General features: G+C 36.5%; 7 protein-coding genes. 5 read left to right on the top strand and 2 right to left on the bottom strand.

The features are described from left to right. Window positions 1-120: 120 nt before the first annotated feature. A complete protein-coding gene (locus H5182_RS06755; RefSeq protein ID WP_149980299.1) occupies window positions 121-930 on the top strand; it encodes a pyruvate, water dikinase regulatory protein in 810 nt (269 codons plus the stop codon). 94 nt (window positions 931-1024) lie between these two features. Here H5182_RS06755 and H5182_RS06750 read toward each other — a convergent pair whose 3' ends face one another. Next, window positions 1025-2374, bottom strand: coding sequence for a class II 3-deoxy-7-phosphoheptulonate synthase (locus tag H5182_RS06750; RefSeq protein WP_145239021.1), 1350 nt, complete (start codon window positions 2372-2374; stop codon window positions 1025-1027). A gap of 1279 nt (window positions 2375-3653) precedes the next feature. On the opposite strand from H5182_RS06750, the gene H5182_RS06745 reads away from it, so the two are divergent. Further along, complete coding sequence (locus H5182_RS06745; protein ID WP_145239018.1) at window positions 3654-4529, top strand: DNA replication terminus site-binding protein; 876 nt, start codon at window positions 3654-3656, stop codon at window positions 4527-4529. Between the two features lie 57 nt (window positions 4530-4586). Here the strand turns inward: H5182_RS06745 and H5182_RS06740 are convergent, their stop codons facing one another. Beyond that, a complete protein-coding gene (locus H5182_RS06740) occupies window positions 4587-5801 on the bottom strand; it encodes a replication protein A (RefSeq protein WP_145239015.1) in 1215 nt (404 codons plus the stop codon). 771 nt (window positions 5802-6572) lie between these two features. Here H5182_RS06740 and H5182_RS06735 point away from each other — a divergent pair. From H5182_RS06735 to H5182_RS06725, 3 genes are all read left to right on the top strand, one after another. Then, window positions 6573-7811, top strand: a complete 1239-nt coding sequence (locus tag H5182_RS06735; RefSeq protein WP_145239012.1) for an AAA family ATPase — start codon at window positions 6573-6575, stop codon at window positions 7809-7811. A gap of 15 nt (window positions 7812-7826) precedes the next feature. Next, the gene (locus tag H5182_RS06730; RefSeq protein WP_182731207.1) at window positions 7827-8789 is read left to right on the top strand and encodes a transcriptional regulator; all 963 of its coding nucleotides are present in this window, start codon (window positions 7827-7829) and stop codon (window positions 8787-8789) included. 412 nt (window positions 8790-9201) lie between these two features. Beyond that, the gene (locus H5182_RS06725) at window positions 9202-12348 is read left to right on the top strand and encodes a DEAD/DEAH box helicase (RefSeq protein ID WP_182759756.1); all 3147 of its coding nucleotides are present in this window, start codon (window positions 9202-9204) and stop codon (window positions 12346-12348) included. The last annotated feature ends 697 nt before the right edge of the window (window positions 12349-13045 follow it).

The following is a 13045-nucleotide window of genomic DNA, read 5'->3' as shown; positions in this document are numbered from 1 at the left end:
ACTGTGAGAGTTAAGAAAGAAAACCTTCTAAAAAGGTCACCTTCATTCTACACTGGCAATAGACCTTACGTAAACCGTAGGGTGGCTATTTTAACTATTAAACGTAATAAAAAGGTTAATATGAGAACTGCATTTTATATTTCTGACGGTACAGCTATCACTTCTGAAGTATTTGGCCACGCCACTTTGTCATTATTTCCCGTTGAATTTAATCATAAAACTATCCCTTTTGTTGAAACTGAAAAAAAAGCGAACGAAATAAAAGCATTGATCAATGCAACGGCACAACGCGAAGGCGAAAAACCATTGGTTTTTTTTACTTTTGTTAATCACAATTTAAGTGAAATTATTCGCTCATCGACCGCCGTTACTTATGATTTCTTAACTACATTTAGTGAGAAAATTGAGCAAGAACTAAAAGTAGCGCCTGTGCCTAAAATTCATCGTACTCATTCAATGCATGAAAAAAGTTATGACTTTAGAATTGATGCCGTGAACTATGCGCTTACTAATGATGACGGCGCTAATATTAGTAACTATGCTGAAGCCGATATAATTTTGGTCGGCGTAAGCCGCAGTGGTAAAACGCCAACTAGTTTATATTTAGCGCTACAGTATGGTATTAAAGCAGCTAATTACCCTATCACTGAAGAAGATTTAGATTCGGGTAACTTACCACAGTGCTTAGTAGCCTATAAGCATAAGCTGTTTGGTTTAACGATTGATCCAGTCAGGTTGGCTGATATTCGCCAACGCCGTATGGCTAATTCAAAATACGCATCACTTAAGCAATGTCGAATCGAAGTACGCGAAGTTGAAATGCTGTATAAAAAACATAAGCTGGCGTATTTAAATTCGACCCATCACTCTGTAGAAGAAATTTCCGCTAAGATCATTTCTGATACTAACCTTGAGCGACGTAAGTACTAACTTCAATATAGCTAATTATAGTTACACAAGGTATAAAAATAATATCGGACATTAAAAAAGCCGCAGATGCGGCTTTTGATTTTTTGGACTAACTCTACTTACGTGCGTCTTTTAATAAATCTGCAACTAAGAAGCCAAGTTCTAATACCTGATCAGCATTTAAACGTGGGTCACACTGTGTGCGATAACGCTGTGCTAGATCGTCATCAGATAATCCGTAAGCACCACCAGTACACTCAGTAACATGTTGGCCAGTCATTTCTAAATGAACACCACCTGCATACGAGCCCTCAGCTTTATGAACTGCGAAGAACTGGCTGATCTCACGCAAAATATTGTCAAAGCTTCGGGTTTTATACCCTGATGTCGCTTTTTCAGTATTTCCGTGCATTGGATCAGAACTCCAAATTACTTTACGGCCTTCTTGTTGAACGCGACGTACTAAGGCCGGCAACTTTTCAGGAAGTACATCAGCACCCATACGTGTAATTAATGTTAAGCGCCCTGGGATGTTATCTGGATTAAGCGCATCAATTAAACGAATTAAGTCGTCAGGATCCATTCCTGGGCCAACTTTTACCCCAATTGGATTTTTAATACCTTTAAAGAATTCGATATGTGCATGATCAAGTTGGCGAGTACGTTCACCAATCCAAACAAAATGTGCTGAGCAGTCATACCAATCGCCAGATAGATGATCACGGCGAGTAAGCGCTTCTTCATACCCCAGTAATAACGCTTCATGAGAGGTGTATAGATCAGTCTCTTTAAGGCTTGGTGCAATTGTTGAGTTAATACCGCACACTTCCATAAACTCAAGCGCATCTTGAATCTTATCCGCAAGTTGTTGGTATTTTTCTTTAAGTGGGTTTGCGGCAACAAAACCCATGTTCCAGCGATTTACCTGATGTAAATCTGCAAGTCCACCTTGTGCAAATGCGCGTAATAAATTTAATGTTGCTGCACTGTGATGATAAGCCGTCATTAAGCGTTGTGGATCGGGAATACGCGCTTGTTCAGTGAACTCAAAATTATTTACGATATCACCACGGTATGAAGGTAAAGATACCCCATCAATGGTTTCTAAATCTGCTGAGCGTGGTTTAGCATATTGCCCTGCCATGCGCGCAATCTTAACTACAGGGCATTTACCGCCATAAGTTAGTACGACTGCCATCTGTAATATTGTTTTAAATGTGTCACGAATATTAGCGGCATTAAAGTCACTAAATGATTCAGCACAATCACCACCTTGAAGTAAGAAGGCACGGCCTTCACAAACGTCTTCTAGTTGTTTAAATAAACTACGGGTCTCTTCTGCGAAGACCAGTGGCGGTGCACTCTTTAATTGGCCTTCAACAGTTTTCAGCGCTTCTTGATCTGGATACTGTGGCTGCTGAAGTATTGGGAGCTCTCTCCAGCTATTTGGGTTCCACGACTGCATATTAATTTCCTCATTCCTACATTTACCTGATAGATGAAAATTAACGTATGCAGTGCCCCTGTTCAAGGACTATATTCGCTAATTATCAATTATTTAGTTATGAGATAAATATTATTGATGATTTGCACTGTTCTGCCACCTTTTTATTTTTTAAAATATGCACAGGGTATTGTTTAACTTATTAATATAAAACATAAAATTAAATAATACAGCGAGACCTTAGTAAATAAATTAAGTGCCTACTCTACAACTGAAATTAAGAACACATCATACTTAAATTGCAATGCTATGTAACCTTAACTTTACAGTTGAAATTAGATTATTTTTTATATCAAATGGCTGAAGTTTAAAATATGTGCTAAGGGTGCTGAGTAATAAAGAGGTATACCTAAATTAAATGAAATTCAGTTCGTCTGATGTTGCTTGTAACTACCTTGTTTGATTCATGTTGGCACGTATCTCAAATTACTGATAGTTGTCAATTCAAGCCTGAATGACACTGCAATTAAATTAAGGCAATAGTATGTAATTGTAAAATTCGAGCGCTGGTTTGACTCCAACTCCTATACATCTTATTGGCCTATTTCTCAGCGTTCATACAACATTTTTATAATGCCTGGCTTAAACTAGATAGGTTTAGCAGCTTGTTATCACTGTAGTTCAGCTCTTTAACTATATCGACGATTACTTAAGCTTCATGGTTATAAAGTCTGTAAGCGCAGTTTATTTTTGTGCTCACAGCCATAAACTTACTCACTGCAACTGCACGACTGATAATTTGTAAGCTGTTTCAAATTAGATAATCCCCTGAAGCAAAATTGAAATAGTATGCCTATGAGTAATTTATAGAATTGGTCACATCAATAAGCTCCCGTAAATTGTTGCATTGATATACCAGTATCCATTGGCAACTGAAAACTACAATAGAGTTAGTCCTCACCCTTTAATTACACAACTTATACTTGAGGTAAATACCTCTATCGCATCGGAGATTATACAATTGCAGCAACATGATGTACTTAATCATCAGCTTAAAGGCAATATTTAAACATACTTATTTAGAGATGATCGAACTTTTAAGTTAGAAAAACTATTAACCTATCCGTTATAAGGTCCTTACCAAGAACAAAGAACACATCATACTTTGTTAATTTATAATATATACTTAGCATCGAGTAAAATTAAACAATAAATAAACAGGTGATTATGCGCTGCTTTGTTTTTAGTTTAACTGCGGCTATGGTAGACTATTATCATCTATATTGTATGATGTGTTCTTATGGTAACTAAAGTACAAATTCGCAGTCAGTTCGATTTACTTAGTGATTTAACTAATCACTTTATTGATGATTTAATGCAATGCGATTATTCAAAGGCTGATTATTATCAATTGCCTGATATTGATAGTAACGATGAAAAGATAGTCCCTCAATCGATCAATGTTACGAAAATTACAGGTGCTACGGGCCAAAAGTTGATTTTAAATTCATTTAACGATATCTATAAAAAATCAGGCTTAAGTAGTCGTGTTTTAAAACGTCACCCTGGGTTATTGGTAATAAAAAATGCGGATCAAAAACAACTTGTTGCTCGAATTCAACAATTAAATAAAGCTAAAGCTGCATTTAAAGAATGTATTCTAGCCATTGATAATAATGATGCTCGCTTTGAAGCGGTTCATAATGCGATACCAAATTTAATAACACTCGCCGCGTACCGTAAAATTCATTTTGAAGTAAACTCCCCTTTTTCAGTTCGTTTTACCTGGATGCACAAACACGCGACTAAAACACTGACAAAAAAGATGGCACTAGCCATGCTCGAAAAATCAGCCGGTTATTCCAATCCTAGAATGATAGATCAACTCAGTTGGCAAACACTCGTTGCTCAAGAACAATTACGTGTCGCTAGTTTAGGAGATAAAGATAAGTTACGAATAAGACGCCCAACCCGCGTTAGCCCACAAGTAAATGTGAGATACACCGCGCAAAATCGTTATCATGTTAGTGCCGCACTACCTTTTATTTTGATAAACCCTGAACCGGATGTAAAACTAGGTACGTTATCAGATTATCAAAAACCACAAAGCCATCCGCGTAAACGAGAGTATGATTTTCTTGTTGATAGATTATATTTGGAACAAGTTGATAAATAATTATGTTAAAAAGGCCGCTATATAGCGGCCTTAGTCAGAATAAGCTTAAGCGGTAAGTTAATCTTTAACTATTTCTTCAATTTTATCTTCGTCGATTAAAACTGCATTTTCAACTATGCGTTTACCACCTTGAATTTCAATACGTTTGTTATGCTTATTCAAAGTAAGTATTTCATCACAAAACTGATCTGAAGGATGCATCTCGTATGTATAATCGACAATGTTGCCAGTTTTATCATCTTTAACATTAGTAATGCTATATTCTGAAATAGCACCTTTTTCGATAAGATCTTTCATCGTAGTGGTCATATCACGACGCAATGCTTTTAATTTATTTTCAGTGATATCGTCAGTTGAATAGATTGAGCCATATTTTTCCATGATAGATAACAATCTAAAATGATATGTTTTTCCTGGTGCCGCATAGCGCCAAAGATGATAAAGACGCAACATCATCCAGCGAGATAATCCGCGCTTTAATTCTTGCGCGCTATTGAAATAGTAACCTTTGTATTCAAGGTTATCGATCATGTTATGGACAAACGCATTCAAGCACGCAACACATTTAACATTACCGCCCTGCCCTTTTTTACCACTAAAGTGCAAAGAAGAAAGAAAGTTCATATTTGATTCGTAAAATGAATCATCAATATTGGTATTTTTAGTATCTGTCGCTGAATACTTAAACGATAGCTTAGAACCTTGCAGTGCTTCTAATGCTTCTTTGATTTGTGGGTAAGGCATTGATTGCCCAACAGCTTTAAGTTCTTGCGCTAATTCGTTCATCGAAAAAACCACGGCATATTGAATACCGGACTTAAAATTGATTTTAACAATTTTACCTTTAGAAGCTAAACGGATTAATGCACGTTCTACTTTTTCTTCACGATCTGATGGCCAAACTAAATATTCAACATCTTCACCGTCTTTACGGGTACTTACTACCGCTGGAGTAATTTTAATTTCACCATCATACAAAATGCCATCCACTTTTTCGGATATTTTTCGAGTAATAATGGTTTTTTTAGGCGCTTCTTCGAGTGGTAATTTTTTATGGCCTGAGCGAACAAAACGTCCCCACAAATCATAATGATTAAAAGTATTCGAATAGGCCCTTAGTCCATGCGCTGCATTTTCTAATGAAACTCGCACATCTTTATTGTCTGTAAATAATGCGAGGCTTTCGTTATCTATTGCACTTTCCACCCCGTGGATCTGACCCCGTAATGTATCGGGTAAGTTATCTACCGAGATGTTGACCTTTCGGTTCATTGTTCTTATTTCCAATTTTATTGCGACAGCTAATAACAACACATTAAACAGAAAAAGTTAAATGTTTAAGTTAGTACAAAACTGATCTGGGATTAAAATATATGTTCAGATCACTATTTTACTAAGTAACCTTAATGATCTTGATTTTCAGATCAGTTTTTTACTAACACTACGGTTATAAGTCTAAATTTTACTAACTCACGCATATTTTTGTCCGTCTATTTTTGTTTTTTAACCAAAAATACACGACATAAATCTAATTTTTACTAATGCCTGTGGATAATCATCGAATCAGTTAGCATAGATCTGATCTATACCTACTACAGATCAGATCTATACTAATTGAACAGCCTATTTATCCCGATCGTAAGTGGATAAGTTCTTAATTATCTTAGTAAAAAACTGATCTCAACAGCGGTTTTTGTGCGTAAACCTGTGTTCAAACTGTGCATAACTTAAGTCTCAGATTCAGAGTTAGTAAAATTACGATCTGTCAGTTACTAAAGATCTGATCTTAACCAAGTATAAACCTGATCCACTTTTTTTACTATTATTTATATATATCAAAAACTTAGGTGTGTATTTTATGCCCTTAACCTTTACTACCTTATATATTTAACCACCTTTAAACTTCTTTATTTATACTAAGCAATTTTAAAATTACAAATTAATTCTAAATGTCTTGTTATTAAAAGCCATGTCGTCATAAATAGTTGTTTACAGTCAATTGAATGGACATTATACTTAATACCTAACTTTGAGGAATAAAGTATGTCAATTCATAATAATGCGCTATCCACCTATCGGCTTTTAAAAGCAACTGCAGAAGTCGCAGAAAAATCATTAGCAGGACGTATTCAGCATTATCGTGCCCACTTAAAATCTGAAGAAAAAGAGCTTCGAACTTACACTCAAAAAGCAGCAGCAGATCTGTTAGGCTGTAACAATCGTACCTTAAAACGCCGCCATGACAATGGTGATTTTGATGAGCTAAACATCAAACGCGGTGCAAACGGCCATTACGCTTACACTTTGGTAAATATATTTGCTATGGCAGATATAATGGATATTCAGCCAGATCACCGCAATGTTGACGATAAATTACAAGTTATTGTTATCAACTCTCTAAAAGGCGGCTGTGGTAAAACAACCAGTATGGTAAATATTGCTGCAGCCCTAGCTACGACTAACATTAAACGTTACCGTATTGGTATTATTGATTTAGATCCGCAAGGGTCATCATCAAGTTTTTTCCCACCCAGTGAACCTGAACCGATCACGGTCGGTGATTTAATGCGAGATTGCATTGATTTAGATCCAGATGAAACTTGGCAGCAACTTGTTACAAATGCTTTTTTGCCTACGCATATCCCAAATATACGCATTTTGCCTTCTGGTATGGATGACTTTTACTTTGAACATGAAACTGCAACGTTGCTAAAAGATAGTTCAAGTTATGAAAAAACCCGTCATTACCATAAATTATTAGAAAAAGTTATTGATCCGGTCAAGGATCAATTCGATATCATTTTAATTGATACAGCTCCATCTCTTAACTTCATGTTTTATAATGCTTTAATGGCATCTACGGCAATGCTGATCCCGGTGCATCCTGAGGCCGTTGATTTCGATGCTAATAACAAATATTTAAAACGTTTAGGCGAGATCTATCATACCGTTGCATCTTTAGGTCATGAAGGCTGGGACTTTATGCAATTTTTAGTAACTAATTACGTAAAAGGCAATCATTCACAGCGTGACATCGTTAAAGATGTACGCAGTGCATTTGGTCGTCAGGTAATGAGTTACCCAATTAACCACAGCTCGGCAATTACAGCGAGCTCTTCGTCATTCAATACTATTTTTGATCAAAAAACATCTGACAGCTTAGCAAGTAGAGAATCACTGATCAGAGCTCAAGAAAATATAAAAGATGTTGTTGATGAATTAGAAATGCTGATCCGTTCAAACTGGCAATCAACACAATCTCAATTGAATGAAACTAAGTAAGGTAGTTAACAAAAAATGGCTAAAAAACGTAAAAATGACACCAGCTTAGATCCTTTTGCTACTTCAATTGGTAATAGCAATCTTGATGAATTACTAGAACAAGCAAACGCAGGCGATGTGATCAAAATGCCTGCACCAAGCGATCCTAATCGTCAGATCACACTCGTTTGCAAAGTGATCCCGCATGCTGAAATAGAAAGTACCACCAAGGTGTACGCAAAAAATCGTCGTGTTCAAGTATTACTCAATGAAAAGTCTGTCGCTGATATACTCCCTGCAATAGCCGAGGATGGTCGTAACCAACACCCCGCCCTATGTTGGGACAAAGGTGATGAAACGTTGGTATTAGCCGGCTCACGTCGTCGTATGGCATGTATAATCGGCAATGCTGACTACATGGTTCTTAGTTCGAGTGATTTTACAGATTTAGATGCTAAGATTTTAGCGGTATCGTCAGACCAATATATTGCCCCGAGCCTCTGGGAGCTTGGCCAAGCATATCAACAAACAAAAGATGAGTTAGTTGCACAGGGAAAAAAAGGCTCTTACCGTGAAGTAGCCGCCATTGAAGGTGTATCGCATACAGCTATTGCTGATGCAATTAAAGCCTTTGAGAAGCTTCCTGCTGCTGTACTTGCCCTTTATCCAACAGCGAATCATGTTGGCCGTGAAGTAGCTAAAAAACTGATTGCAGCAAAAGAACGTGATGAGCATAGTTTTAATCAGCAAGTAAATCATCTGACACACGATAATAGCTTAGATGAGATTATTGGTGATGATAAGCGTGCAATGGCGATCACTAAATTGCTTACCGCTGAGCCACAGTCAACTCAACGTCGAGAAGCACTACTAGAAAATAATTACATTAGCTTGCAACGTAATTTAAAAAGTGGTGATTTATCAATCAAAATTGATAATAAAGTGATGACTGACAAGCGCTTAGAACAGCTAACTAAGTTATTAAATGCATTTAACTAGTTAATAAAAATCTGATCTAAAGGCTTTTTTTGTTAGTAAAATTCTGATCCCAAATTGTGTTTTGTTAGTAAAATAATGATCTGAAATATCAATAAACCTTACTATTGAGCTCATAGATCATTTTTTTACTAACTGATTAGCTATATTTTTCATTCTTACCGCTATTTTTTTATAACTTAGTAAAAATGTGATCTGTAAACGCGCTTAATTATTAGCAATATGTTTATAACTTGTGGGTTTATTGTTGGTTAGTTGTGTTTAACTATTAAATTCAGCTGTTTTTGTATTGAGATCATTTTTTTACTAACTTATCAGCTCCAACCAGTCTTTTTAATCATTTTAATGCTTTAGCTCGACGCCGATAAATCATATACTGGTAAAATTATTTTTATTTTTTACTGCCCTGAGCAATATGTCTGCTAACTTATCTAAGAATGACCTACTCGCTATTTTTGAAGAGATCAAGCAAGAGCAAGCGACTCAATTTCCTTTATCTGAACGATTTATTAAACAGCTGTTTAAGCCTCATGTGCTCAGTAAAGCAAAAGAGTACGTAGCAAATGGTCAAATTAATTGGTTAGAGCATAATCATGATTTCTCTGTCATTGATGCCTCGGTGTTTGGAAATCAAGGCAGTACTTTTACCCAACACATAGAGATAAAGAAGTTAGCCAATGGTTTTGCAGTTGATCGACACTGTTCATGTAATGCCAAAACTAACTGTCGCCACTTGGCTGCTGTATTGTTAAAGCTGAAGATTGATCATTCTGGTGATTACGGCCAAGACTATATAATGAATGATTGGTTTGAAGAGCTAACAACACTTAAGCAAAACCAGTCAGCACAAGCTAAAAATGTACTTTTATTTGTGCTTGATGTAGAAAACAATCGGGTTATTTTAACACCAAAAATTGCCGCTTTCTCTGCAGAACATCAGTATACCCTCGGTAGAAACCTTACTGATCAGCAGCTTAATAGTTTTGTAACACCATCCGATTTACTCGAAACTGATTTTCGTTTATACAGTTGGATCCGTTCTCAAAATGCACTTGGTAATTTAGAGCTTAGAGGGCAATGGGGATTTAACGCATTACAGCAGTTGATTGCTTCTCAGCGTTTGTTTTTTGGGCGTTCTCGTCAGTCGATTAAAGCTGATAGTGCTGAAGATCTGAGTTTTTCGTGGTCACACAAAAAAGATCTTATTCAATTAAATGTAAGTTTAACGGGTAAACAATCCTGGTTCTTACTTAAAACCACACCACCAACTTACCTTGATACAGAGTCACTACGCATAGGCCGTTTACGTACGCCACTAAGTGGTGAAGAAGTTGCTCATATCAGAGCGATCCCAGCCATTCATACAGCTAATTTTGATCGTGTCTATAAGCAATTAGCTGCAAATTTTGGTGACGGTGTGATACCCCATTACCAATCATCTGAACGTAAAAAAATAAAACGGGTAGCAGATACTTGCGCGGTTATTGATGTTAGTAATAGCAATAACCAATTAAAGCTTACGCTTACCTTTAACTATCAAGATGGTAATTACGCTCCAAACTCAGCACCAGCAAATATTCTCAATGCATCGCTTGAAAATACCGTTATCACAGAGCTCACAAATTTAGGCTTTGAACTATGTAAAGGGGCTTTACAAAATGAGTTTGTTTTTAATAAACAATCAGTTATTCATCAGCATTGGTTTAAATACGAGGTTTTGCCTAAACTTCGTCAGCGTGGTTGGAAGGTAACTGATAAAAAACTAGTGATTAAAAAATCAATCACTAATGTCAGCTTGGATGTTAAACGTGGTAAAGGTCATCAAATTGTTAGTAAAATAATGATCTCAAACGCTAAAGCTGCCACCGTATTAGCAAACGATAATTCAGAATTTCAATCACTTAATCGTCAAAGCGAACTTTTTTATTATTATGCAAATGGTAAACAGTTTGGAGTAATAACAAAACCAGCTTTTGATACGCTTACTGATTTTAAAGATCGTTTTGAGTTTATAAAAACACGCGATGAATTACTTATACCTTTATCATTTTTAGTGCATTTAATAAAGATGAGCTGTTTTGCGGTTAACTTAGTCGACGACAGCTTAGAGTCTTATTTAGCTGAGCTAGATGCACCAACTACTGCCACTACAGTGTTACATGGCTTGAATGCGGGCGTGCGGCTTCGCGAGTATCAACAGCAAGGCGTTCAGTGGCTACAGTTCTTAAAACGCCATCAGTTAGGCGGAATACTAGCCGACGACATGGGATTAGGCAAAACCTTACAAGTTATTGCATTTTTAGCTAACGCACGGCAACGAGAGCAAGCAGGCCCAACGTTAATTGTCTGTCCAACGAGCTTGGTAAGTAATTGGCAAAATGAAATGGCTAAATTCGCCAGTAGTATTAAAGTGACGACCCTATTTGGTAGCGCGCGGATTGAGCAATTACAACATTTAGCCCAGGCAGATTGCATTCTTACTACTTATCCATTACTCAAGCGTGATATCGCTTACTACTCACCGTTGTATTTCGAGAATATTATCCTTGATGAAGCGCAGTATATAAAGAATGACAGTGCGCAAGTATCTCGTTTAGTTAAGCGTTTAAATGCTCAATTTAACTTATGTTTAAGTGGTACACCGATTGAAAACAATTTATTTGAATTGAAATCATTGTTAGATTTTGCAATGCCTTCCTTGCTTGGTTCACAGGCTCATTTTAAGCAGCATTTTCAGACTCCGATTGAGCGTGACGCTGATAGTGATCGTGCTAAAGAGCTTAAATCACTGATCTTGCCTTTTATTTTACGTCGAACTAAAGCTGAAGTAGCACAAGAGCTACCACCGAAAACAGAGTTGATCAAAGAGTTTGAATTCGAAGCACAGCAAAAAGATATTTATCAAAGCATTACTGATTCTCTAGAAGAGAAAATGGTCGACCTGTTTGCTTCCCAAGGCGCGCAAAAGAGCAAATTAGCCTTTTTAGAGGCGTTATTAAAGTTACGACAAATATGTTGTCACCCGCGTTTGATTGACGAACACACCTCAGCTAGAAGTGCAAAACTTGACTGGTTGAGTAGCCATTTACCAGTGATGTTAAGCGAAGGTCGTAACATTATTATTTTTAGCCAGTTTACTTCTGCATTAGATATTATTGCGCAGCAGCTAGCATCGTTAGAGATTAATTACAGCCTGCTTACAGGGCAAACGCGCCATCGCGATAAAGTGATCGAAGAATTTACCAGTGGTAAAACGTCGGTATTTTTGATCAGTTTAAAAGCTGGCGGTACAGGGCTTAATCTTACTCAGGCGGACACTGTGATCCATTTCGATCCTTGGTGGAATCCAGCAGTAGAAAAACAAGCGACAGATCGTGCTTATCGAATCGGTCAAACAAATCCTGTTTTTGTTTATAAACTGATAATGGCGAATTCAATTGAGCAAAAAGTATTTAAAATGCAACAACATAAGCAAGCGCTTGTTGATGCATTATTTACTGAAAAATCAATGAGTTTTACAAAGTTTGACGAACAACAAATGCTTTCTTTGATAAAAAGTTAGCATTATTTCAAATTAGCCTGATTTATTTTGAACTAAATTAGCGTGAGGGCGTCTACTTCTTTGCTTGTTGTTGAATTGCAGTTTACACAAGCATCATTGTTGATTTCCCCCTATTTGGTTACTAGTTTTAGTAATGATTGAGCCAGCCTATTTTGAGCTGGCTTTTTTTATGCCTGCTATTTGGTTCACGAGTTATTTTCAACAAATTTAAATTTATTTTGAACTAAAGTAGTTTAAGGGCGTCTACTCTTTTGCTTGTTGTTGAATTGCAGTTTACGCAAGCATCATGTTGATTTCCCTATTTGGTTACTAATTTTAGTAATGATTGAGCCAGCCCATTTTGAGCTGGCTTTTTTTATGCCTGCAATTGTGAGCCGTTGCATTATTTCAATAAATTTAAATTTATTTTTGAACTAAAGTAGTTTGAGGGCGTCTACTCTTATGCTTATTGTTGAATTGCAGTTTACATAAGCATCATGTTGATTTCCCCCTATTTGGTTACTAGTTTTAGTAATGATTGAGCCAGCCCATTTTGAGCAGGCTTTTTTTATGCCTGCAATTGTGAGCCGTTTCATTATTTCAATAAATTTAAATTTATTTTTGAACTAAAGTAGTTTGAGGGCGTCTACTCTTATGCTTATTGTTGAATTGCAGTTTACATAAGCATCATGTTGATTTCCCCCTATTTGGTTACTAG

Origin of the sequence: Pseudoalteromonas sp. SG44-17, from assembly GCF_014164235.1 — a bacterium.
GTDB lineage: Bacteria > Pseudomonadota > Gammaproteobacteria > Enterobacterales > Alteromonadaceae > Pseudoalteromonas > Pseudoalteromonas rhizosphaerae.
This window is presented reverse-complemented; position numbering and strand designations above follow the sequence as displayed.

Coding starts and splice junctions, on each gene's coding strand:
- H5182_RS06755 (WP_149980299.1), top strand. CDS start 121: ATGAGAACTGCATTTTATATTTCTGACGGTACAGCTATCACTTCTGAA.
- H5182_RS06750 (WP_145239021.1), bottom strand. CDS start 2,374: ATGCAGTCGTGGAACCCAAATAGCTGGAGAGAGCTCCCAATACTTCAG.
- H5182_RS06745 (WP_145239018.1), top strand. CDS start 3,654: ATGGTAACTAAAGTACAAATTCGCAGTCAGTTCGATTTACTTAGTGAT.
- H5182_RS06740 (WP_145239015.1), bottom strand. CDS start 5,801: ATGAACCGAAAGGTCAACATCTCGGTAGATAACTTACCCGATACATTA.
- H5182_RS06735 (WP_145239012.1), top strand. CDS start 6,573: ATGTCAATTCATAATAATGCGCTATCCACCTATCGGCTTTTAAAAGCA.
- H5182_RS06730 (WP_182731207.1), top strand. CDS start 7,827: ATGGCTAAAAAACGTAAAAATGACACCAGCTTAGATCCTTTTGCTACT.
- H5182_RS06725 (WP_182759756.1), top strand. CDS start 9,202: ATGTCTGCTAACTTATCTAAGAATGACCTACTCGCTATTTTTGAAGAG.